Source organism: Streptomyces sp. NPDC032472, from assembly GCF_040636955.1.
GTDB lineage: Bacteria > Actinomycetota > Actinomycetes > Streptomycetales > Streptomycetaceae > Streptomyces.
The window spans coordinates 169,750-192,521 of the sequence record NZ_JBEZVK010000005.1 but is presented as its reverse complement, the minus strand read 5'-3'; the positions used below and the strand labels follow the sequence as shown (position 1 = coordinate 192,521).

Below are 22,772 nucleotides of genomic sequence, written 5' to 3'. Positions count from 1 at the left end.
GATGGAGTGGAGGTCCGCTGATGTCCCCACGTGCGGTGATCGCGGTGGCCGGGATCCCGGCAGCCCTGCTGCTGTTCTGGCTGGTCGGGTTCTGGGCGGGCCTGCTGGTCCTGATCGGCGTGCCGACGGCCGCCTACCTGCTGCTGGATCCCTCCCAGCGGCGCCGCCTGCGGGGGATATCCCGCAAGCAGCTCGGCCGCTGAGGGCCTGCGCCCCGGCGCCGGCGCGGTGCGGGGCGGTGCGGGATCAGTAGTAGTCCCGCATCAGCTCGGTGGCCCACTCCGGCTGCCTGTGCTCGCCCCGGGGGCCGAACTCCGCCATGTACGGCTTGAGGTCCAGGACCGGTGTCCCGTCCACCGCGTCCAGGCCCTCCACGTGCACGTCCAGCCCTTCCACCTTCAGGATCCGGCACCGCGACAGGCCCAGCCGGTTCGGCCGGTTCTTGCCGCGCTGGGCGAAGATGCCGACCAGCGGCCAGTCCGGGTTGCCCCGCGGTCGCCTGGCTCCCGTCTCGACCTTCTCCGCCGGAACCCGGTCGAAGTGGTACACCACCTCGACGTGGGAGAAGGCTTCCAGCCCGTACAGCGCCTCCGGGCCGAACCGGTCCGCGTCCAGCCGGATCACGGCCGTCTCCCGCCCCCAGTCGTCGTCGGCCACCTCGGTGCGACCGCCCACCACCAGGGCCACCGGCTGCGACTCCACCACCATGACGTCTCCTCCCCGTTGTCCGCTCAGATGATGATCATGCCGGGCGGACGGCGACGCGGTCCAGGGCCGAGAGCAGCCCCGGAAGCTCCGGAAGCCCCTGCTCCCCGCCCTTCGGGACGGACAGCACCTCGCCCGGCTCCTCGTCCAGCAGGACGAAGGCCGGCCCGTCCGTACGCGCCACCAGCGACCAGCCGGGCCCGTCGACGCGGAGCGTCCGCGCGCCCTCCCCGGCGAAGGAGGACCGCACCCGGCCCGGCGGCGGGGGCGTGCGCGTGTACTCCAGCGCCTGGGCGAGCGCCCGCGCCAGCCCGGGATGCGCCGCGGCCGCCGCCCCGCCGTCCGTCGCGACCCGCTCGCGCCAGTCGGACCACTCCCGGGCGACCTGGTCCGCGCCCATCCGCCGCTGCACCGCACCCCAGGCCTCGGCCGACGGCGGGGCCAGCGGCACCCGCCCCGTGCCGTCAGCGCCCTGCTCCGGATCGTGCGGCTCGGGGATCCCCGGGGCGGCCACCGACAGCTCCAGCGGCCAGCCCGCCAGCGAGACCACGATGGTCCGCTCGTCGGGCGAGAGGTCGTACTCCATCCCGCAGTCCCACGAGGCGATGGCCGCGGCGACGAGCGAGACGTCGTCCACGACGACCGTCCAGCGGGCGCCCTCCTCGTCCTGGCCCAGGACCAGACCGTAGCCCCCCGGCGACGGCGGGACGCCGAGCAGCGAGCAGGCCTGCGGGAAGTCGTCGCCGAGCACGCCAGGGAACTGCGCGGGGGTCAGCAGTACGGCGGTCAGCACGTAGAGCGAACCGCCCCCCTCCTCATCGGACACGTGGCCTCCCGGTGCTCTCTGTCGTCGGCGTGCGCGCACCCTAACCAGTGAGTAGCCACGACGTCGAGAGGCTTCCTGCGCCGACCTGCGCCTCCGGCCCCCGGCGTCAGTCGCCCGTCGCCAGCCGGACGGCGGTTTCGAGCAGGAGGGCGTGGACGAAGGCCTGGGGCAGGTTGCCGCGCAGCTGGCGCTGGGTGACGTCGAACTCCTCCGCGTACAGCCCGGGGGGCCCGCAGGCCGCGCGGTTGCGTTCGAACCAGCGCGCGGCCTCGACCGCCTGCCCCAGCCGGTGGTGGGACAGGGCGACCAGGAACCCGCACAGCAGGAACGCGCCCTCGGAATCCGCCAGGGGCCGCTCGTCGTGCCGGAAGCGGTAGCAGTAGTGGTCCTGGGCGAGCTCCGCCAGGACGGCGTCGAGCGTGGCGCGGCTGCGCGGGTCCTCGGCCGGCACGGCCCCGCGCAGGGCCGGCAGCAGCAGCGCCGCGTCCACGCCCGCGTCGGTCGGCGAGCGCTGCCAGCGGCCGTCGGGGTGCAGGCAGCAGGCGGCGGCCTCCGCGGTGATGCGGTCGGCGAGGGCCTCCCAGCCGGCCGCGAGGCCGCGGCTCGCCGGGGGAAGCGCCGCGGCCATCGTGCGGAGCCCGGCCGCGCAGATCAGCCGGCTGTGCGTCCAGTGGTCGGGACGGAGCTCCCAGATGCCGGAGTCCGCGCGGGTGTGGCGGGCGGCGATCGCCTCGGCCGCCGCCCGGGCGGCCCGCCAGCCGTCCGCGTCCAGCCGGTCGTGGCGGGCGGCGGCCGCGAACAGCAGCAGGGCCTCGCCGAAGCAGTCGAGCTGGAACTGGCGGTCGACCCGGTTGCCGATGACGTCGAAACCGCCCGGGTATCCCGGCAGGTCCAGCCGCTTCGGGGCCGGGACGGCGCCGCCGTCGACGGTGCAGGCGGGCGGCAGGTCCGGGCCGTGTTCGAGCAGGCGCGCCGCGACGAACCGTACGGAGTCCTCCAGCAGCGGGTGCGCCCCGGCCGCGGCGGCGGCCTGGCCGACGTAGCACTGGTCGCGGATCCACACGTACCGGTAGTCGTAGTTGCGGCCCTGCTCGGCGCGTTCGGGGAGGCTGGTGGTGGCCGCTGCCACCGTGCCGCCGCCCGGGGCGGTCATCGCGCGCAGGACGGTGTACGCGTGGCGGGCGTCCGGCGGCCCGGGCACGGCGGAGAGGCCGGGCAGGTGCGCCTGCCAGCCCGCCTCGGTGGCCCGCCACAGCAGGTCGGCCGGCTCGCACCGGTCCAGCGGGTGTTCGGCGAGCTCCAGTACGAGGTCCTGGCGGGCACCCGGCTCCAGGCGCAGCCGCGCCCGCAGTTCCGGAAGGCCGTCGGCCGTGCCGATCCGCGCGTCCGGCAGACCGCTCCAGCGCATGCGCAGGCGGTTTCCGGCCCGGGCCGTCCAGCAGCCGTCCTCCCCGAGCACGGGATCGGCCGTCCGCTGCCCGCCGAAGCCCGGGGCGACCTGGAGCCGCACCGTCAGCTCGGCCGGTCCGTCGACCGCCTCGATCCGGCGCAGCAGCACGGCGCGGTGCCGGTCTCCGGGGTACGCCAGGGCCTCCCGGCACTGGACGATGCCCGTGCGGGTCACCCAGCGGCTGCGCCAGATCAGACTGCCGGGCTCGTAGGAGCCGCCCCACACATACGGTCCGGCGGGGGTGACGGTGTACCAGCCGGGGCCGCCGATCAGTGCGGCGAAGACGGCGTCGTCATGCCAGGCCGGCGCGCACATCCACACGATCTCGCCGCGCGGGCCGACGAGGGCTCCGCGCCGGCCGTCGGCGAGCAGGGCGTAGTCGCGCAACGCGTGCGGTTCGGGGGCGTCCTGCGATGCCAAGGGGGTCTCCTTCCCGGTCGTGCGGGGGGTGCCCGCCGACCCGCGGGGCAGTCAGGTCGGCCCGCGCTGGGCCGAGCACGCTGCCCGCGGCGCGGCTCACGGATCGGGGCTCCGCCCCGGACCCCGCGCCTCAAACGCCGGCGAGGCTGAATTTTCGCCGGGCGGGGCCGGACCTCCGACGGGCGGACCTGGAGTCCCGCCGGGCAAGGCTGGATTTTCCCCGGGCGGGGCCGTAATCGGCGCGCAGCGGCACAACCCAGTCCGCGCGGCGTTTGAGCGCACCGGGCGCGAAGCGTCCGGGTCTTTCGGCTCCGCCGGGGCGGCCGGTCCGGCTTCGGTGCCGGCCGGTCGGAGGGAGGCCGCCCGGCCGGGGCCGCCGCCCTCGCCGCCGGCCCGTCGGCCGTAGCGGGCGAGAATCTCCGGTCGGGGGGTCAGGCCGAGGCCCGGGGTGTCGGCGGCGGGTCGGAGTTCGCCGCCCGCGGGGTCGAGGGCCCCCTCGAAGAGCAGGCCTTCGATGCGCACGTGGTCGTGGAACCACTCCACGTGCCGGAGGTTGGGCAGCGCGGCCGCCGCATGGGCGTGGACGTGCGGGGCGCAGTGCGCGGAGAGCTCCAGCCCGTGCGCCTGCGCCAGCGCCCCCGCGCGCAGCCAGACGGTGAGCCCGCCGCACCGGGTGGCATCGGCCTGGAGGCAGTCGACGACGGGCGCCATGGCGGCGAAGTACGGCAGTGTGAAACCGTACTCGCCCGCGGCCACTTCCGCGCCGGTGGATGCCCGGACCCGGGCCAGTCCCGGCAGGTCGTCGGAGGAGACCGGCTCCTCGTACCACCGGACGTCGAACTCGCGGAAGCGTTCGGCGACCCGGATCGCCTGCTTGGCGGTGTAGGCGCCGTTGGCGTCGACGTAGAGCTCCGTGCCGGGGCCCACGGTCTCGCGGGCCTGCCGGATCCGGGCCAGGTCCCGGTCCTCCCGGGTGCCCCACGCCTCGCCGATCTTGATCTTGACGCGTGCAATCCCCTCGTCCACGGCCCATCCGTACAGCTGCCGCTCCAGTTGCCCCTCGTCGTAGCAGGTGAAGCCGCCGCTGCCGTAGACCGGGACGCCGGTCCGGGCGCGGCCGAACAGGTCGGCCAGCGGCACGCCCAGCAGCCGCGCCTTGAGGTCCCACAGGGCGATGTCGACGGCGGACAGGGCGTAGCCGCCGATGCCGGGGCGGGCGGCGTTGCGCAGGGCACGGTGCATGGCCTCGTTGGCGGCCGGGACGTCGAAGGCGCTGCGCCCGGTGACCTGTTCGGCCAGCAGCTCGGTGACGACACCCGCAGCGGCCGCGGCGCCGTACGTCCACCCGAGGCCCCGGTGGTCCCCGGCGGCCGCCTCGACCAGGACCATGGTGGTCGAGTCCCAGGACGCGGTCCCGTCGGCCTCCGGGGCGTCGGTCGGGAAGTCGAGGACCCGCACGTGCAGGGCTTCGACGACCGGAGCCGGCCCGCGCGTCATGCCGGTCATGACGCCCCTTCGGCCTCGGCCTCGGCCTCGGCCTCTTCCCCGCCCCCGCCCCCGTCCTCGGCCGCGTGCTGGGCGGCCTCGCGGGCGTACTGCAGGAAGTCGGACCCCGCCAGCGCGGTCAGCGTGGCCGCGGCGAGCCGGGTGGCGCGGGGGGCGAAGACCGAGCCGCCGGTCAGCGCGGTCGCGATCCACAGCCCGGTGCAGAACGGGCAGCCGAGCAGTTCACCCAGCGCCTTGCGGGCGCCGCTCCCGCGGACCTCCTCGTCCAGTTCGGCGGGCGCGGAGGTGCCCCGGAAGCGGGTGAAGGGCATCCGCAGCGGGCTGGTGACGGGGTCCTTGGCGAGGAGCCGGGCCACCTGGTGGGTGGCGACCGCGTGCAGGGCGATGTCGCGGAAGGACGGGTCGGGCAGTCGGCGCCCGGTGGCGCGCGCGGCGCCCGCGAGGGCGAGGACGGTGGCGGCGTAGACGCCCATGGCACCGGTGTAGGCCGCGAGCGGGCGGTCCTCGCCGGCGGAGTGGCTGCGGGCCTCCTCGTCGAGCCGCTCGCGGATGGTGCTCCAGGCGTGCTGTGCGGTGGTCACGGGCTCCTCCTGACGTCGCGTCGGGCGGCGCGGGCGACGGTGGCAGCCCCGGCCGCCGTGCCGATCAGCCCGCCCAGGACTCCGGCGGCGACCGCGCGGGCGGGCCCGGGCCGCGGCCGGGGCCGCGGGGCGGCCTTCTCGGGGCGGTCGGCGGGCAGCGGCCCGTCCAGGGTGAGGGCGAGCGCCTCGGCCAGGTGCAGGGCCCGCCGCCCGGTGCCGGCCTGCTCGATCTGGGTGCGGCAGCTGAACCCGTCCGCCAGGACGAGGGCGCTCGGGGCGGTGGCGCGGACGGCCGGCAGGACGCCCTGCTCGGCGATGGCCAGCGACAGGTCGTAGTGCCCGCGCTCGAAGCCGAAGTTCCCGGCCAGCCCGCAGCAGCCGGCGTCCAGGACGTCGGCGTCGAGGCCGGCGCGGCGCATCAGTTCGCGGTCCGCGTCGAAGCCGAGGACGGCGTGCTGGTGGCAGTGGGTCTGCACGGTCGCCGCCCGGGCGGCCCGCGGCGGCCGCCAGCCGTGGGGGGCGTGGTGGACGAGCTGCTCGGCGAACGTACGGGTCCGCTCGGCCAGCCGCCGGGCGTCCTCGTCCCCGGCGAGCAGGTCCGGGGCGTCGGAGCGGAACACCGCCGCGCAGGAGGGCTCGAGCACGACGACCGGCGTCCCGGCCTCCAGCCACGGCTGCAGGCTGCGCAGTGTGCGCTGCAGCACGCGGCGCGCGCCGGCCAGCTGCCCGGTGGAGATCCACGTCAGGCCGCAGCAGACCGGCCCCGGAGGCACCGCCACCCGGAAGCCGGCGTCCTCCAGGATGCGCACGGCGGCGTGGGCGATGTGCGGATGGAAGTGGTTGGTGAAGGTGTCCGGCCACAGCAGGACGGTGCGGGGGTCCCGCGGGTCGGGCCCGGCCGGCTCCGGCCCGCGCCAATGCTCCTGGAAGGACGAGGCTGCGAACGGGGGCGCGGCGCGCCGCGGGTCGACGCCGGCCGCCAGCTTCCCCAGCCGGCCGAGGACGGGTGCCTGCAGCACGGCGTTGGCCAGGCCCGGACTCGTACGCCGTACCAGCCGCGCCCACACCGGCAGCAGGCCGAGGGCGTAGTGCGCGGGCGGGCGCAGCCGCCCCTGGTAGTGGTGGGCGAGGAACTCGGCCTTGTACGTGGCCATGTCCACCTCCACCGGGCAGTCGGAGGCGCAGCCCTTGCAGGCCAGGCACAGGTCCAGCGCGTCACGGACCGCGGGGGAGCGCCAGCCGCCGGTGACGGGGGAGTCGCCGTGCCCGTCGATCATCTCGAACAGCAGCCGGGCCCGGCCGCGGGTGGAGTGTTCCTCCTCCAGCGTGGCCCGGTAGGAGGGGCACATCACCCCGCCCTGGTGGCTGCGGCAGTTGCCGATGCCGACGCAGCGCTGCACGGCCCGCCCGAAGTCGTGGCCGTCGTCGGCGAAGGCGAAGTACGTGGCGCGCTGCGGCGCGGGCCGCCAGTCGGCGCCCAGCCGCAGGTCCTCGTCGACCCGGTGCGGGTGGACCACCTTGCCGGGGTTCATCCGGTTGTCCGGGTCGAACAGCGCCTTGACCTCGCCCATCGCCTCGACCAGCGCCGGACCGAACATCCGCGGCAGCAGCTCGCCGCGGGCCTGCCCGTCGCCGTGCTCGCCGGACAGCGAGCCGCCGTACGAGGCCACCAGGTCGGCCGCCTCGTACAGGAACGACCGGAACGCCTCCACGCCTTCGGCGTCGCGCAGCCCGAAGGGGATCCGGGTGTGCACACAGCCCTGGCCGAAGTGCCCGTACAGGGAGGCCTGCTGGTAGCCGTGGCGCCGGAAGAGCCGCTCCAGGTCGCGCAGATAGGCGCCGAGCCGCTCCGGGGCCACCGCCGAGTCCTCCCAGCCCTCCCAGGTCTCGGAGCCGTCGGGGGGCCGGGCGGTGACCCCGAGGCCCGCCTCGCGGGTCTTCAGGAACTCCTGTTCCCGCGCGGGGTCGTCGGAGAAGGCCACGGACGGGTCGTCCTGCGTCCGGCCGAGGGCGTGCAGCAGCTCGTACGCCTGCCGGTCGGCCTCCTCCTTCGTCCCGCCGCCGAACTGGACGAGCAGCCAGCTGTCGCCCTCGGGCAGCAGGTCCATGGAGTCGAGGTGGACCTTCTCCTCGCGCATCAGCTGCGCCATCCGGCCGTCGACGGCCTCCAGCTGGGAGGGGCGGCTGTGCTCCAGCAGCTGAGGTACGGCGTCCGCGGCGGCGAAGACGTCGTCGAAGCCCAGGACCAGCATGGCCTCCGCCTGCGGCACCTCCACCAGCTCCAGTTCCGCCCGCAGCACGGTCACCAGCGTGCCCTCGCTGCCCACCAGGGCCCGGGCGAGGTCGAAGCCGTTCTCCGGGAGCAGTGAGTCCAGGTTGTAGCCGGAGACCCGGCGCGGGATCTTCGGGTAGCCGCGCCGGATCTCGGCCAGGTGGCGCCCGGCGATGTCCCGCAGCCCCCGGTACAGCCGCCCGCGCGGGCCGCCCGCGGCCACGATCCGCTCGTACTCCTCGGTGCCGGTCGGCCCGGCGTGGAAGCGGAGCCCGCCGTAGGTGAGGACCTCCAGGCTGCGGACGTTGTCGGCCGTCTTGCCGTAGGCCTGGGCGGAGGCCCCGCAGCTGTTGTTGCCGATCATGCCGCCCAGCGAGCAGTGGCTGTGCGTGGCCGGCTTGGGGCCGAACTTCAGCCCGTACGGCGCCAGCTGCCGGTTCAGCTCGTCCAGGACGATGCCCGGCTCGACCACGCAGGTCCGCGCCGCGGGATCCACCGAGACGAGCCGGTTGCAGTACTTGGTCCAGTCGAGGATGACCGCCGTGTTGGTGCACTGCCCGCCCAGGCTCGTACCGCCGCCGCGCGAGAGCAGCGGCGCGCCGAAGCGGGCGCACACGGCCACCGCCTGCGCCCCCGCATCCACGGTGCGCGGGACGACCACGCCGAGCGGGACCTGCCGGTAGTTCGACGCGTCGGTGGAGTACGCGCCGCGGCTGCCCGCGTCGAAGCGGACCTCCCCGTCCACCTCGGCGCGCAGCGCGCGTTCCAGACCGGCGAGGTCGGTGCCGGAGCCCCCTGCCACGGTCAGTGCTCCTCTCCCGCGCCGCTGCCGGGCAGGAACTCCTGGACCTTCGCCCGGAAGCCCTGGCGGACCACGGCGGCGCGGTCGCTGTCCCCGCGCAGCACGGACGCGGCGGCGGACTTGATCTGGTCCCAGGTGGCGTGCGGCGGGATCGGCGGCACGGCCGGGTCCGTACGGAAGTCGATGACGTACGGCCGGTCCGCGTCCAGCGCCCGGCGCCAGGCCGGGGTCACGCCCTCGGCGGTCTCCACCCGCTCGCCGTCCAGGCCGAACAGTGCGGCGACCTCCGCGTACGGCACGTCCGGGATGCTCTGCGAGGGCTCGAACGCCGGGGCGCCCTGCATGGCGCGCATCTCCCATGTGACCTGGTTGAGGTCCTGGTTGTTCAGCACCGCGACGATCAGCCGGGGATCGGACCACTCGTGGTGGTACTTCGCCGCGGTCAGCAGCTCCGCCAACCCGTTCATCTGCATCGCGCCGTCCCCGACGAGGGCGACGGCCGGGCGGTCGGGGTGGGCGAACTTCGCGCCGATCGCGTACGGCACCCCCGGCCCCATCGTGGCGAGGGTGCCCGACAGGGAGCCGCGCATGCCGTCGCGCATCCGCAGGTGCCGCGCGTACCAGTTCGCGGCCGACCCGGAGTCCGCGGAGATGATCGCGTTCGACGGCAGCAGCTCGTCCAGCGCGTGGACCACGTACTCGGGGTTGACCGGATCGGCCGGCACCTCCGCCCGCCGCTGCATGACCTCCCACCAGCGCGCGGTGTTGCCCTCGATCGTCTCGCGCCACGCACCGTCCGTACGGCGCCGGAGCAGCGGCGCGAGGCGCCGCAGCGTCTCCGCCGCATCCCCGACGAGGTTCAGCTCGAAGGGGTAGCGCAGGCCGACCATGGCCGGCTCGATGTCGATCTGCACCGCGCGGGCCTGGTCGAACTCCGGCAGGAACTGCGTGTACGGGAAGCTGGAGCCGACCACGAGCAGCGTGTCGCAGTCGCGCATCATCTCGTACGACGGCCGGGTGCCCAGCAGCCCGATCGCGCCCGTGACGTACGGCAGGGTGTCGGGCAGCGCGTCCTTGCCGAGCAGCGCCTTGGCGACCCCCGCGCCGAGCAGGTCGGCGACCTGCTCGACCTCGGTGCGGGCGTGCCGGGCGCCCTGCCCGATGAGCATCGCCGGCCGCTCGCCGGCGTTGAGGATCTCCGCCGCCCGCGCGAGGTCCTCCTCGGCCGGCACCGGCGCGTAGTGGCCGACACCCAGGCTGGAGGGGACCTGCTTGAAGGCGTGGGCGGGCGGCTCGTAGTCGAGTTCCTGCACGTCGGCGGGGATGATCAGGGCGGTGGGGGTGCGCTGCGTGGCCGCGATGCGCAGCGCCCGGTCCAGGACGTTGGGCAGCTGCTCGGGCACGGTGACCGTCTCGCAGAACGCGGAGGCGACGTCCTTGTAGAGGGAGGCCAGGTCCACCTCCTGCTGGTAGGAGCCGCCCATGGCGCTCCGGTCGGTCTGCCCGACGATGGCCACCACCGGCACGTGGTCGAGCTTCGCGTCGTACAGGCCGTTCAGCAGGTGGATCGCACCCGGCCCGGAGGTGGCGGCGCAGACCCCGGTGCGGCCGGAGTACTTGGCGTAGCCGACGGCCTGGAACGCGGACATCTCCTCGTGCCGCGCCTGGATGAAGCGGGGCCGGTCCTCGGCCCGCCCCCAGGCCGCGAGGAGACCGTTGATTCCGTCGCCCGGATAGGCGAAGACGTATGCGACCTCCCATGCGCGCAGCCGCTGCAACAGGTAGTCGGCAACCTTCATCGTCCTGCTCCCTCGCTGGTCGGGTCCGCTCGCGTCCGCCCCCCCGCCACCCGCGTCTGCCCGGCGGTCCGCACCCCATGCACGGGCGATCGGCCTCTGCTACCGGCACGTAGAGTTGACCCTCCGCCACAGAAAGGGAGCACCGGTGCAGCGTTACGACCGGCTGAGGGAGATCCTCGGTCTGGACCCGGACAAGGACTTCCTCACCATCTACCGGCTCACCGCCACCTACGAGTTCCCCTGGGACTTCACCCGCGCCCTCGAGCTCGCCCTCTTCCGGACCTACGCCGTCCCGAGCATCGGCCGCCTCCTCGCCGAGACCGCCGAGTTCACCGACCGTGCGCAGAAGCGCTACGACGACACCGCCCTGCTCCTCGACGCCGTCGTCGAGCACGGCTTCGAGCACGAGACCGCGCGCACCGCGATCCGCCGCATCAACCAGATGCACCGCAGCTACGACATCTCCAACGAGGACATGCGCTACGTCCTGTGCACGTTCGTGGTGATCCCGCCGCGCTGGCTGGACGCCTACGGCTGGCGCCCCATGACCCACCACGAGCGCCGCGCCTCCGCGAACTACTACGCCACCCTCGGCCGGCACATGGGGATCAAGGACGTCCCCGGCTCCTACGAGGAGTTCGAGGAGACCCTGAACGCCTACGAGGCGGAGCATTTCGGCTGGGACGAGGGCGGCCGCAAGGTCGCCGACTCCACCCTGGACCTGATGGCCTCCTGGTACCCGGGGCCGCTCGCCCCCGCCGTGCGCGGCGCGAGCCTGGCCCTGCTGGACGACCCGCTGCTGGACGCCTTCCGCTTCGAGCGCCCCCGCCCGCAGGTCCGGCGCCTGGTCCGCGGCGTCCTGCGGCTGCGGGGCCGCGCGGTGCGGCTGCTGCCGCCGCGCAGGGCCCCGCACTACGCCCGCCAGAACCCGGAGATCAAGGGCTACCGCGACGGCTACGACGTGGGCGAGCTCGGCACGTTCCCCGTGCCCGGCTCCGGGGGATGCCCCGTGCCGCATCCCCGCCGGCCGGCCGGAGCCGAGGCCCAGCCCCCGGCCTGATCCGGAGCACCTCCGCGGGCCCCGGGGGCGGTGCCCTCGTACGAAGGAAGGGCGGACCGGATCCGGGGCGGCGGGTCAGGCACGGCGCACGGCGACGGCCAGGAAGCGGGCGTCCTCGTCGGCGTAACGCAGCAGCTCCCAGCCCGAACCGGCCAGCAGGGGACCGAGGTTCTGCTCGGCCCGCAGGTCGTCCGGGGTCAACGCGCGGCCGTGGCGGGCCGCCAGCGCCGCCCGCCCGATCGGGTGAAACAGCGCGAGCCGGCCGCCGGGGCGGACGACACGGGCCAGCTCCCGCAGGTTCGCCGCCGGATCGGGGAGGTGCGCGATCAGGCCCGAGGCGAACACCGCGTCGATCGCCGCGTCGCGCAGCGGCAGCCGGGACACGTCCGCGAGCAGCAGTGCGCCGTCCGCGTCCCGCCCGGCCTGCTGCGCGGCCGTCAGCATCTGCGGGGTCAGGTCCGCGCCGAGCACGGTGCCGGCCGGGCCGACGGCGGCCCGCAGCGCGGGCAGCGCCCGGCCGGTCCCGCAGCCCGCGTCGAGCACGCGGTCGCCGGGGCGCAGCCCGAACTCGGCCACGGCGGTCTCGAACGCGGGTCCGTCGTCGGGGAACTTCTCGTCCCAGCCGGCGGCGCGCTGCCCGAAGAACTCCTGTACGTGACGGGGGTCGTGGTCGTCGCGGGGGTCGCGGTCGGCGCGGTCGTCGCGGTCGTCAGTCATGGCCACATGATCCCCCACCGGTCCGGCACTGCCCCGCGCGGGAGCGGGAGCGGGAGCGGGCCGCGCCGCACAAGGTCGCGTGCGGGGCGGTCGAAGACGAACGTATCTCTGTCATATTCCAGCAGTTCCCGTTGGTTTTGAAATGCTCCCCTTGTTCGGCCCCTCACCCGGACTAGCGTCCCGGGGCCATGGGACACCTCGACCACGCGGCGTACGGCTGGCTGACGCCCGTACTGTCATATGTGATGGCATCCATCGGCGCCGCCCTCGGGCTGCGCTGCACCGTCCGCGCGCTCGCCGCGACCGGATCCTCGCGCCGCAACTGGCTCCTCACCGCCGCCTCCGCCATCGGCACCGGCATCTGGACCATGCACTTCGTCGCGATGCTCGGCTTCAACGTCACCGGCACCGAGATCCACTACAACGTGCCGCTGACCGTCCTCAGCCTGCTCGTCGCCATGGTGGTCGTCGGTGCCGGCGTCTTCGCCGTCGGCCACGGCAACCAGCGCCGCCGCTCCCTCGTCCTCGGCGGCCTCACCACCGGCCTGGGCGTCGCCAGCATGCACTACCTCGGCATGGCCGCCCTGCGCCTGCACGGCACCATCTCGTACGACCCGCTGACCGTCGGGCTCTCGGTCGCCATCGCCGTCGTCGCGGCCACCGCCGCGCTGTGGGCCGCGCTCCACATCAAGGCGCCCGCCGCCGTGGCCGTCGCCTCGCTCGTCATGGGCGCGGCCGTCAGCTCCATGCACTACACCGGGATGAAGGCCGTCGCCGTTCGGGTGGCGCCCTCGGACCAGGCCCTGCCCGGGGCCACGGCCATGCAGTTCGTCTTCCCGCTCGCCGTCGGGCTCGGCTCGTACCTCTTCCTGACCTCCGCGTTCGTGGCGCTGTCGCCCACCGCCGACGAGCGGGCCGCTTCAGCCTCCGCGTCCGCGTCCGCTTCTGCCACCTCGGCTTCCGCGGGTTCGGCTTCCGGGGCCTCCGGTGCCTCCGCTTCCGCGGTCTCACCCGCCCACTGAACCGCCGACCGCCCGCAGGACCGGACCCGGAACGAGGAGCCATGCGCATACCCCGCAGACACCCGGACGCAGCGGCACCGCGGCCGCCCGCGCCCCCGGCGCGCGGCCGCCGGGCCCATGCCGGACCGCCCGCCGAGGAGCCGGAGCCGTCGGCGGCGGGTGAGGCAGCTGCGGCGGGTGCGGCGGGTGTGGCGCGTCCCCGAACCGGGCTGCGGCTGCGCCTGCGTCCCGCGACGGTCCGGGCGAAGATCGTCTCGCTGCTCATGGTCCCGGTGGTCTCCCTGCTCGCCCTCTGGGGCTTCGCCACCGTCAACACCGCCCGGGACATCGCCCGGATCGGCCGCGTCCAGCGGATCGACGAGCAGATCCGCACCCCCGTCGCGGCCGCCGTCACCGAGCTCCAGGCCGAGCGGCGCGCCTCCGTCCGCTACCTGGCCGACCCCGCCGCCGAGCGCGCCGCCGAACTGGACCGCCAACAGCGCCGCACCGACGAGGCCGTCCGGCGCCTCCGGCTCGGCGACCGGCACACCGTGGCCGACTCCGGCGACCAGCGCACCGAGGTCGTCGTCCGCGTCGGCGCCTTCGTCGCCGCCGCCGAAGGGCTCGGCACGGCCCGCAAGGACATCGCCGACCGGCGCGCAACCGCGGACGCGGCGTACGAGACGTACACCCGCGTCGTCGACGCCGCACTCGCCGTCACGGGCTCCCTCTGCGGCGGGGCACAGGCCGAACTCGGCCCCCAGGCGCGCGTGCTGCTCGAATTCGCCCGCGCCGGGGAACTCCTGGCCCGGGAGGACGCGTTGATCTCGGTGCCGGGCCAGCGCAGCGCCGAATCGGTTCGGCGCCTGACCGGCCTGGTCGAGACCCGCCGCGCCCTCACCGAGAGCTCCGCGGGCGACCTGCCCGCCGCCCAGCGGGACGCCTGGCAGGCCGTCGCGAAGGGCGCCGCGTACGCCGAACTGACCGGCGCCGAGGACCGGGTGCTGGCCGCCGGAACCGCCAAGGACCCGCGCGGCGCGGCCGCCGGCTGGGAGGCCGCGTACACGAGCGTCAGCAGCTCCGTCCGGGAGATCGAGGCGGCCGCGCACGCCGGAGCCGCCGACCGCCGCGACCCCCTCGCGGAAGGCGCGCTCGGCCCTGCCGGAGCCGCCGTGCTGCTGGGACTGGCGGCCGTGGCCGCCTCGCTCGTCATCTCCGTCCGCATCGGCCGCGGACTCGTCGTCGAACTCGTCTCCCTGCGCAACACCGCCCTGGAGATCGCCCACCGCAAGCTCCCGCACGCCATGGACCGGCTGCGCGCCGGCCAGGACCTCGACATCGACGCCGAGGCCCCGCCCGGGCCCGCCGCCGAGGACGAGATCACCCAGGTCGGCGCGGCGCTGTCCACCGTGCACCGGGCCGCGCTCGGCGCCGCCGTCGAACGCGCCGAGCTCGCCAGCGGGGTCAGCGGCGTATTTGTCAACCTGGCGCGGCGCAGCCAGGTCCTCGTGCACAAGCAGCTCACCCTGCTCGACTCCATGGAGCGGCGCGCGGACGACCCCGGCGAGCTCGGCGACCTCTTCCGCCTCGACCACCTCACCACGCGGATGCGCCGCCACGCGGAAAGCCTGATCATCCTTTCGGGTGCCGCCCCGGGGCGGGCCTGGCGGACGCCGGTCCCGCTGACGAACGTCGTCCGGGCCGCCGTGTCCGAGATCGAGGACTATCCGCGCGTGGAGGTCCGGCAGCTGGTGGAGGCCGCCGTCATCGGCGGCGCGGTCGCGGACCTCACCCACCTGCTCGCCGAACTCATCGAGAACGCCACCCAGTTCTCCCCGCCCCACACCAAGGTCCGGGTCAGCGGCGAGCCCGTCGGCGCCGGATACGTCCTGGAGGTCGAGGACCGCGGCCTCGGCATGGGCCGCGACACGCTCGACGAGGCCAACCGGCGCATCGAGCAGTCCGAGGCCCTCGACCTCTTCGACAGCGACCGGCTCGGGCTCTTCGTGGTCAGCCGCCTGGCCGCCCGGCACGGCGTACGGGTGCACCTGCGGCCGTCGCCGTACGGGGGCACCACCGCGGTGGTGCTGCTGCCGAAGTCCCTGCTCCAGGGTGCGCTCGAGCCCGGCTCCCGCCCGGTGGCGCAGGAGCCGGCCCCGGACGGCCCGGCTGCTGCGGCCCGGCGGCGCGAGGCCGTTCCGCAGCCGTCCGCCGTGGCGGCTGTGCCCGCGGTGTCCGCGACGTCCGCCGTACGGGGGGAGGCGCGCGCGGTCCCGGCCGCGGATCGCGGTCCCGTACGGGAGGAGCCGCGGCCTCCCGCCCCGGTGGCGTCCCTGCGGCCGCGGGGCGGCGCGGCAGCCCGTACGCAGGACCCTGCGGCGGGGCAGGCGCCCGCGCCCGCGGCCTCCTCCGCACCCGCGGCTCCCGCACCCGCGGCTCCCGCACCCGCGGCTCCCGCACCCGCGGCCTCCGCACCCGCGGCGCCCGCGCCCGCGGCCCCGGTGCCCCGGCCCGCCGCCGAGCTACCGCGCCGCGTACGCCAGGCCAGCCTGGTCCCGCAGCTGCGCGAGGTCGCGCTCGTGGAGCCGCCCGCTGCGGCGGGCCCGTCCGCGGAGCCGCCGCGGCGCAGTCCGGAGCAGGCCCGGGACCGGATGGCGGCCTACCGGGCCGGCTGGGTCCGCGGCGCCCGGGAGAACTCCGACCACCCTGGCAGCAGCGAAGGAGAAGAGTGATGATCGAGTACCGCAGATCCGGCTCCGGCGGCGGCGTCCGCAGGGCCGGCGAACTGGACTGGCTGCTGGACGAGCTGGTGGTCCGCGTCCGCGAGGTCCGCCATGCCGTGGTCCTCTCCAACGACGGCCTCGCGGTGGGCGCGTCGAGCGCGCTCAGCCGGGAGGACGCGGAGCACCTGGCCGCCGTCGCCTCCGGTTTCCACAGTCTGGCCAAGGGCGCAGGCCGGCACTTCCAGGTCGGCGGTGTGCGGCAGACGATGGTCGAGATGGACGACGGGTTCCTCTTCGTCGCGGCCGCGGGCGACGGCTCCTGTCTGGCCGTGCTCAGTACCGGCGGCGCCGACATCGGCCTGATCGCCTACGAGATGGCCCGGCTGGTGAAGCGGGTCGGGGAGCACCTGTACACGCCGCCCCGGTTCGCGGCCGAGCCGCCGGCCGCGGGCTGAGGGCGGCGGTCCGGTGGCCCGGTCCATGGAGGGCCAGTGGTACGACGCCGAAGCGGGCCCGCTCGTCCGCCCGTACGCCATGACCGGCGGGCGTACGAAGCCGGGCCCGCACGGGGTGCGGTTCGACCTGATCGCGCTGGTCGTGGTGGACGCCGGGGCCGCGGACGCGGCGGACGAGGCGCTGCTCGGCCCGGAACACCGGGCCCTGCTCGGCCTGTGCCGGTCCGAGACCCAGTCGGTGGCGGAGCTCGCCGCGGACGCGGACCTCCCGGTGGGGGTGGTGCGGGTGCTGCTGGGGGACCTGCTGGAGGCGGGGCACGTGAAGGTCAGCAGGCCGGTGCCGCCCGCCCGGCTGCCGGACGAGCGGATTCTGCGGGAAGTCATCGAGGGATTGCGAGCGCTGTGATGGGACAACGGCATTACGTCGAGGACGATGCGGGCGACAAGGGCGGCGGCGGTGAACTGGCGGCGCTCGCGCTGAAGATACTCGTGGCGGGCGGCTTCGGCGTCGGCAAGACCACGCTGGTCGGCGCGGTCAGCGAGATCCGGCCGCTGCGGACGGAGGAACTGCTCAGCGAGGCCGGCGAGCTGGTCGACGACACGGGCGGGGTCACGCAGAAGACGACCACGACCGTGGCCATGGACTTCGGGCGGATCACCGTCCGGGCCGGTCTCTCGCTGTATCTGTTCGGGACGCCGGGACAGGACCGGTTCTGGTTCCTGTGGGACGAGTTGGCCCAAGGGGCGCTGGGGGCGGTGGTGCTCGCGGACACGCGGCGCCTGGAGGACTGCTTCCCGGCGGTGGACTACTTCGAGCACCGGCGCATCCCGTTCGTGGTGGCCGTCAACTGCTTCACGGACGCGCGCCGCTACGGGGCGCCCGAGGTGTCGCGGGCGCTGGACCTGGAGGCGGGGACTCCGGTGGTGCTGTGCGATGCGCGGGACAAGGACTCCGGGAAGGAAGTGCTGATCAGGCTGGTGGAGTACGCCGGGAGGGTGCACACGGCCCGGCTGTTGGAGTCGGTGGAGCCGCAGGCCGGACCGGTGTGAGCCGGGCGGCGGCGGGGTCGCGGGGCGGTGGCGGGGACTGTGGTGTCGTTGGTTCGGACCTTGCCGGAAAGGCCCTGGTGGGGAAGGCTTGCGGCACTTACTAGGCGGGGTGCGGCGCGGCCGGGGCGGCTGCGTCAACGGGGAGGGGCTGGAAATGGCACTGGACAAGCAGCTCGACTGGCTGCTGGACGACCTGTCCCGCAGGGTCCAGCAGGTCCGGCACGCGGTGGTGCTGTCCAACGACGGGCTGGTCACGGGCGCGAGCGCCGGGCTGGCGCGGGAGGACGCGGAGCACCTGGCGGCGGTGGCGGCGGGGCTGCAGAGCCTGGCGAAGGGTTCGGGGCGGCACTTCCGGGCCGGTGAGGTGCGCCAGACCATGGTCGAGTACGACGACGGGGCCCTCTTCGTCATGGCGGCGGGGTCGGGGAGTTCGCTGTGCGTGCTCAGCTCCGCCGAGGCCGACATCGGGCAGGTCGCGTACGAGATGACGCTGCTGGTCAACCGGGTGGGGGAGCACCTGGGGGTGGCGGAGCGGCGGATCACCGGGGGCTGACGCGTCCAGGGATTGCCGGCCCCTTCCGGAAGTTATCCACAGGCCTCGCGGGCCGTTGTGACGGTGGGTTACGTTCTTCACGCAGAGTGATGGAGATGTGATGCGTGAGGGGGATCGTCATGAACGTTGCGACGCAGCCGCGGGCCCGGGTACGGGTGACCGCAGCCCCGGGGCCGACGGTGGGCGGCGCCACGGCCGCCGGCGAGCTGGGGCTGAGCCGGGGCGAGTTCGCCCGGGCCGTCCAGCTGGGGATCGTACGCGCCGCGCTGCCGGCCCCCGGAGGCGCCGCCCGCTACACCCGGGCGGAGCTGGACCGGGTCAGGGCGGCGAAGGGCTTCCCGGAAGCACTGCGCGCCAGGATCGAGACCGTGGCCGGAGCGGAGGCCGCGGGCGCGGTGATGGGCATCGGGGCGAGCCGTTTCATCCGGCTCGCCCGGTGCGGGCACGTGGTCCCCGTCGGATACCGGATCAACCGGTACCGGGCGGTGGTGTGGCTCTACCTGACCGCGGAGCTGCGGGAGTTCGCCGCCGGGCAGCCGGGGCTGCTGAGCGGGAGCGCGCCGGCGCAGGACCGGGAGCTGATGGGGGCGAAGGCGGACCTGCGCCCGCGGCAGTGGCGCAATCGGCACGTGGGGCTGCTGCTGAGACGGACCGCCGACCCCTGGGAGCGGGCCGCCGTACTGGCCTTCGTGCTCCCGGAGGAGGAGGTTGCGCAGGCCGTGCCCGACCCGGCGGAGCGGATCGTCCTCGCCGCGCTGGCCCCGCCCCTGCCGTACGGGCACCCGCAGCTCCCGGCCGCCGCGGCCGTCGCACAGCGGCTGCTGCGGGCCGAGTCGCCCGACGAGGTCCACTGGTACCGCACCAGCCTGGACTTCGCCCTGACCGGGGCGCGCGGTCAGTCGAACTCGACGGGGGAGAGGGGGCCGACGTAGACCCAGGCCCCTCCCTCCCGGGTGAAGGCGCTGTTCTCGTGCAGGGAACCGGTGTGCCGGCCCTCGCGGTAGTGCGCCCGGAACTCCACCGAGCCCTCCGTCTCGAACATCCCGCCGCGCTCGGTGCCGAGGATCTCCAGCTTGACCCACCGCTGGTCGGGGTCGAGGTCGAGCACGCCGGGGCGGGTGTCCGGATGCCAGGAGCGCATCAGGTAGGCGGTGTCGCCCACGGCGAAGGCGCTGAACCGGGACCGCATCAGCAGTTCGGCGGTGGGCGCCTGCTGCGTGCCGGAGTGGAAGCGGCCGCAGCACTCCGGGTAGGCGGCGGGCAGCCCGCAGGGGCAGGGGAGGGCCGGCTTGGGCATGGGGGTGATCAGCTCTTCGGGGTCGGTTCGGCCGGCGCGGACGGCCGCGCCTGCGGGGAGGAGTACGGGCGGAAGAGGCCTTCCTGGACCACGGAGACCAGCATCCTGCCCTCCAGGTCGTAGATGCGGCCGCGGGCCAGGCCGCGCCCGCCGTGCGCGATGGGCGACTCCTGGTCGTACAGGAACCACTCGTCCGCGCGGAACGGCCGGTGGAACCACATGGCGTGGTCCAGGGAGGCCATGTCGAAACCGCGCATGCCCCACAGGGGCTCCACGGGGATGCGCACGGCATCGAGGAGGGTCATGTCACTGGCGTACGTGAGGGCGCAGGTGTGCACGAGCGGGTCGTCGCCCAGCGGGCCGACGGCGCGCATCCACACCGCGCTGCGGGGATCGGCGTCCTTGAGCTCCTGCGGGGTCCAGCGGAGCCGGTTCACGTACCGGATGTCGAAGGCCTGGCGGCGGGCCATCCGCTCCAGCGACTCGGGCAGCGCGCCCAGGTGCTCGCGGATCTCGTCCGCGACCTTCGGGAGCGTCTCCGGGTGGGGAACGTGGTGGGAAGGCAGCTGGTGCTCGATGCTGCCCTCCTCCGGATGGTGGAAGGAGGCGGTCAGATTGAAGATCGTCTTGCCTTGCTGGACCGCGGTGACGCGGCGCGTGGTGAAGGACCGCCCGTCGCGCACCCGTTCCACCTGGTACACGATCGGCACCCCGGGGATGCCGGGGCGCAGGAAGTACGCGTGCAGCGAGTGGACGGGCCGGTCGCTCTCGGTGGTGCGGCCGGCGGCCACCAGGGCCTGGCCGGCGACCTGCCCGCCGAAGACGCGCTGGAGGGACTCCTGCGGGCTGGCGCCGCGGAAGATGTTGACCTCGATCTGCTCCAGGTCGAGCAGATCGACCAGTCTCTCGGCGGGGTTCGTCATCAGAGCCTCTCCACTGTCGTCTCCGTTGGGGCCGGTCGCCCTCCGGCGGGGGTCAGAGCGTGCCGAGCTCGCCGACCGAGGTCAGCCGGATGACCGCCCGGCCCTCCTCGTCGGAGGCGGCGAGGTCCACCTCGGCGCTGATGCCCCAGCCATGGTCGCCGTTGGGGTCCGCGAAGGTCTGGCGGACGCGCCACAGGCCGTGCGCCGGGTCCTCCTCGATCTGGAGCAGCTTCGGGCCGCGCGCGTCGGGGCCGGTGCCCAGGTCGTCGTACTCGTCCCAGTAGGCGTCCATGGCCTCGCCCCAGGCGTCGGCGTCCCAGCCGGACTCGGCGTCCAGCTCGCCCAGCTCGTCGATGTGGTCCAGCGCGGCCAGCTCCACCCGCCGGAACATGGCGTTGCGGACCAGGACGCGGAAGGCGCGCGCGTTGGCGGTGACCGGCTTGACCTGGTCGGCCTTGTCCTGGGCCTCCTCCGCCGTCTCCACCTCCGGGTTCGCCAGCTGCTCCCACTCGTCGAGCAGGCTGGAGTCCACCTGGCGCACCAGCTCGCCCAGCCAGGCGATCAGGTCCTCCAGGTCCTCGGACTTCAGGTCGTCGGGGATGGTGTGGTCGAGCGCCTTGTACGCGCTCGCCAGGTACCGCAGCACGATGCCCTCGGTGCGGGCGAGCTCGTAGAAGGAGGTGAACTCCGTGAAGGTCATCGCGCGTTCGTACATGTCGCGGATGATCGACTTCGGGGAGACCGGGTGGTCGCCGACCCACGGGTGGCTCTTGCGGTACACGTTGTAGGCGTGGTGCAGGAGCTCTTCCAGCGGCTTGGGGTACGTGACGTCCTGGAGCCGCTCCATCCGCTCCTCGTACTCGATCCCGTCGGCCTTCATCGCGCCGACCGCGATGCCGCGCTCCTTGTTCTGCTGGGCGGCCAGGATCTGGCGCGGGTCGTCCAGCGTGGACTCGACGACCGAGACCATGTCCAGCGCGTACGAGGGGGACTCCGGCTCCAGCAGGTCGAAGGCGGCGAGCGCGAAGGTCGACAGCGGCTGGTTGAGCGCGAAGTCCTGCTGGAGGTCGACGGTGAGCCGGATGGTGCGGCCCTCGGCGTCCGGGGTGTCGAGCTGCTCGACCACCCCGCCGTCCAGCAGCGAGCGGTAGATCGCGATGGCCCGCCGGATGTGCTTCAGCTGGGCCTTGCGCGGCTCGTGGTTGTCCTCGAGCAGGCTGCGCATCGCCTGGAAGGCGTCGCCCGGACGGGCGATGACCGACAGCAGCATGATGTTGGTGACCTTGAACCGGGAGGTGAGCGGCTCCGGATCGGCGGCGATCAGCTTCTCGAAGGTGGTGTCCGACCAGGCGACGAAGCCCTCGGGCGCCTTCTTGCGGACCACCTTGCGGCGCTTCTTCGGGTCGTCGCCCGCCTTCGCGAGCGCCTTCTCGTTCTCGATGACGTGCTCGGGCGCCTGGGCCACCACGAAACCGGCCGTGTCGAAGCCGGCCCGGCCGGCCCGGCCGGCGATCTGGTGGAACTCGCGGGCGCGCAGGGTGCGGACCCGGTTGCCGTCGTACTTGGTCAGCGCGGTGAACAGCACGGTGCGGATCGGGACGTTGACGCCCACGCCGAGGGTGTCGGTCCCGCAGATCACCTTCAGCAGGCCCGCCTGGGCCAGCTTCTCCACCAGGCGCCGGTACTTGGGCAGCATGCCGGCGTGGTGCACGCCGATGCCGTGGCGCACGTAGCGGGAGAGGTTCTGGCCGAACTTCGTGGTGAAGCGGAAGTTGCCGATCAGCTCGGCGATCTTGTCTTTCTCCTCACGGGAGCACATGTTGATGCTCATCAGCGACTGCGCCCGCTCGACGGCCTGCGCCTGCGTGAAGTGCACGATGTACACCGGGGCCTGCCGGGTCTCCAGCAGCTCGGTGATCGTGTCGGTGATCGGGGTGGTGACGTACTCGTACGACAGCGGGACGGGGCGGGTCGCGGAGCGCACCACCGACGTCGGCCGGCCGGTGCGCCGGGTGAGGTCCTCCTCGAACCGCGTCACGTCGCCGAGGGTCGCCGACATCAGGATGAACTGGGCCTGCGGGAGCTCCAGCAGCGGGATCTGCCAGGCCCAGCCGCGGTCCGGCTCGGCATAGAAGTGGAACTCGTCCATCACGACCTGCCCGATGTCGGCGTACTTGCCGTCGCGCAGGGCGATGGAGGCCAGCACCTCGGCCGTGCAGCAGATCACCGGGGCGTCGGCGTTCACGGACGCGTCGCCGGTCAGCATGCCGACGTTCTCCGTGCCGAACAGCTTGCACAGGTCGAAGAACTTCTCCGACACCAGCGCCTTGATCGGCGCGGTGTAGAAGGTGACCTTGTCCTGGGCCAGGGCGGTGAAGTGCGCGCCGGCCGCGACGAGGCTCTTGCCGGAGCCCGTCGGGGTGGACAGGATCACGTTCGCTCCGGAGACGACCTCGATCAGCGCCTCCTCCTGGGCCGGGTACAGGCTGATGCCCTGATCCTCCGCCCACGAGGAGAAGGCCTCGAAGAGGGCGTCGGGGTCGGCGTTCGGCGGGAGCTGATCAATGAGGGTCACGCCCCCATCTTGCCTGGCTTCGCCCCGGATGAGGGAACCGGAGGCCGCGGGCGAAGA

Annotated in this window: 20 protein-coding genes; 9 read left to right on the top strand and 11 right to left on the bottom strand. The window is 74.3% G+C overall.

What is annotated here, in order from left to right:
• Positions 1–20: 20 nt before the first annotated feature.
• The gene (locus tag AB0F11_RS05135) at positions 21–203 is read left to right on the top strand and encodes a hypothetical protein (RefSeq protein ID WP_362168588.1); all 183 of its coding nucleotides are present in this window, start codon (positions 21–23) and stop codon (positions 201–203) included.
• Between the two features lie 43 nt (positions 204–246).
• On the opposite strand, the gene AB0F11_RS05130 is transcribed toward AB0F11_RS05135, so the two are convergent.
• The 7 genes from AB0F11_RS05130 to AB0F11_RS05100 all read right to left on the bottom strand — a co-directional run bounded on the left by AB0F11_RS05130 (position 247) and on the right by AB0F11_RS05100 (position 10,361).
• Entirely contained in the window at positions 247–708 is a 462-nt protein-coding gene (locus tag AB0F11_RS05130; protein WP_362168586.1) for an SAM-dependent methyltransferase, read from the bottom strand.
• Positions 709–742: 34 nt separating this feature from the next.
• Positions 743–1,531, bottom strand: coding sequence for a hypothetical protein (locus AB0F11_RS05125; RefSeq protein WP_362168584.1), 789 nt, complete (start codon positions 1,529–1,531; stop codon positions 743–745).
• Positions 1,532–1,637: 106 nt separating this feature from the next.
• Positions 1,638–3,401: a glycoside hydrolase family 15 protein gene (locus tag AB0F11_RS05120; protein WP_362168582.1), complete on the bottom strand. Its 1,764-nt coding sequence runs from the start codon at positions 3,399–3,401 to the stop codon at positions 1,638–1,640.
• Between the two features lie 96 nt (positions 3,402–3,497).
• Entirely contained in the window at positions 3,498–4,907 is a 1,410-nt protein-coding gene (locus AB0F11_RS05115; protein ID WP_362168579.1) for an enolase C-terminal domain-like protein, read from the bottom strand.
• Positions 4,904–5,488 (bottom strand): DUF1360 domain-containing protein, encoded by a 585-nt coding sequence (locus AB0F11_RS05110; RefSeq protein ID WP_362168576.1) that lies wholly within the window; start codon positions 5,486–5,488, stop codon positions 4,904–4,906. The genes AB0F11_RS05115 and AB0F11_RS05110 overlap by 4 nt, the downstream gene beginning before the upstream one ends.
• Entirely contained in the window at positions 5,485–8,562 is a 3,078-nt protein-coding gene (locus tag AB0F11_RS05105) for an FAD-binding and (Fe-S)-binding domain-containing protein (RefSeq protein ID WP_362168575.1), read from the bottom strand. The genes AB0F11_RS05110 and AB0F11_RS05105 overlap by 4 nt, the downstream gene beginning before the upstream one ends.
• A gap of 2 nt (positions 8,563–8,564) precedes the next feature.
• Positions 8,565–10,361 carry a thiamine pyrophosphate-requiring protein gene (locus AB0F11_RS05100; RefSeq protein WP_362168573.1) on the bottom strand — a complete coding sequence of 599 codons (1,797 nt, stop codon included), beginning with the start codon at positions 10,359–10,361 and terminating at the stop codon, positions 8,565–8,567.
• 145 nt (positions 10,362–10,506) lie between these two features.
• On the opposite strand from AB0F11_RS05100, the gene AB0F11_RS05095 reads away from it, so the two are divergent.
• The gene (locus AB0F11_RS05095) at positions 10,507–11,421 is read left to right on the top strand and encodes an oxygenase MpaB family protein (RefSeq protein ID WP_362168571.1); all 915 of its coding nucleotides are present in this window, start codon (positions 10,507–10,509) and stop codon (positions 11,419–11,421) included.
• A 75-nt stretch (positions 11,422–11,496) separates the two neighbouring features.
• Here the strand turns inward: AB0F11_RS05095 and AB0F11_RS05090 are convergent, their stop codons facing one another.
• On the bottom strand, positions 11,497–12,138 hold the full coding sequence (locus AB0F11_RS05090; protein ID WP_362168569.1) for a class I SAM-dependent methyltransferase: 642 nt from the start codon (positions 12,136–12,138) through the stop codon (positions 11,497–11,499).
• Positions 12,139–12,326: 188 nt separating this feature from the next.
• On the opposite strand from AB0F11_RS05090, the gene AB0F11_RS05085 reads away from it, so the two are divergent.
• From AB0F11_RS05085 to AB0F11_RS05055, 7 genes are all read left to right on the top strand, one after another.
• A complete protein-coding gene (locus tag AB0F11_RS05085; protein WP_362168567.1) occupies positions 12,327–13,160 on the top strand; it encodes an MHYT domain-containing protein in 834 nt (277 codons plus the stop codon).
• A 41-nt stretch (positions 13,161–13,201) separates the two neighbouring features.
• A complete protein-coding gene (locus AB0F11_RS05080; protein ID WP_362168565.1) occupies positions 13,202–15,871 on the top strand; it encodes an ATP-binding protein in 2,670 nt (889 codons plus the stop codon).
• Positions 15,871–16,317: a roadblock/LC7 domain-containing protein gene (locus AB0F11_RS05075; protein WP_362168563.1), complete on the top strand. Its 447-nt coding sequence runs from the start codon at positions 15,871–15,873 to the stop codon at positions 16,315–16,317. Before AB0F11_RS05080 ends, AB0F11_RS05075 begins: the two co-directional genes overlap by 1 nt.
• 25 nt (positions 16,318–16,342) lie before the next feature.
• On the top strand, positions 16,343–16,723 hold the full coding sequence (locus AB0F11_RS05070) for a DUF742 domain-containing protein (RefSeq protein WP_362168620.1): 381 nt from the start codon (positions 16,343–16,345) through the stop codon (positions 16,721–16,723).
• Positions 16,723–17,367, top strand: a complete 645-nt coding sequence (locus AB0F11_RS05065; protein WP_362168561.1) for an ATP/GTP-binding protein — start codon at positions 16,723–16,725, stop codon at positions 17,365–17,367. Before AB0F11_RS05070 ends, AB0F11_RS05065 begins: the two co-directional genes overlap by 1 nt.
• A 154-nt stretch (positions 17,368–17,521) precedes the next feature.
• Positions 17,522–17,920, top strand: coding sequence for a roadblock/LC7 domain-containing protein (locus AB0F11_RS05060; RefSeq protein WP_362168559.1), 399 nt, complete (start codon positions 17,522–17,524; stop codon positions 17,918–17,920).
• A gap of 119 nt (positions 17,921–18,039) precedes the next feature.
• Positions 18,040–18,852: a DUF6397 family protein gene (locus tag AB0F11_RS05055; protein ID WP_362168557.1), complete on the top strand. Its 813-nt coding sequence runs from the start codon at positions 18,040–18,042 to the stop codon at positions 18,850–18,852.
• Here AB0F11_RS05055 and AB0F11_RS05050 read toward each other — a convergent pair.
• Genes AB0F11_RS05050 through AB0F11_RS05040 form a run of 3 tightly spaced genes read right to left on the bottom strand, consistent with a single transcriptional unit; the run spans position 18,816 to position 22,715 of the window.
• Entirely contained in the window at positions 18,816–19,217 is a 402-nt protein-coding gene (locus AB0F11_RS05050; RefSeq protein WP_362168555.1) for a YchJ family metal-binding protein, read from the bottom strand. The genes AB0F11_RS05055 and AB0F11_RS05050 overlap by 37 nt on opposite strands.
• Before the next feature lie 8 nt (positions 19,218–19,225).
• A complete protein-coding gene (locus AB0F11_RS05045; RefSeq protein ID WP_362168554.1) occupies positions 19,226–20,140 on the bottom strand; it encodes an acyl-CoA thioesterase II in 915 nt (304 codons plus the stop codon).
• Positions 20,141–20,192: 52 nt separating this feature from the next.
• Positions 20,193–22,715 (bottom strand): DUF3516 domain-containing protein, encoded by a 2,523-nt coding sequence (locus tag AB0F11_RS05040; protein ID WP_362168552.1) that lies wholly within the window; start codon positions 22,713–22,715, stop codon positions 20,193–20,195.
• Between the last annotated feature and the right edge of the window lie 57 nt (positions 22,716–22,772).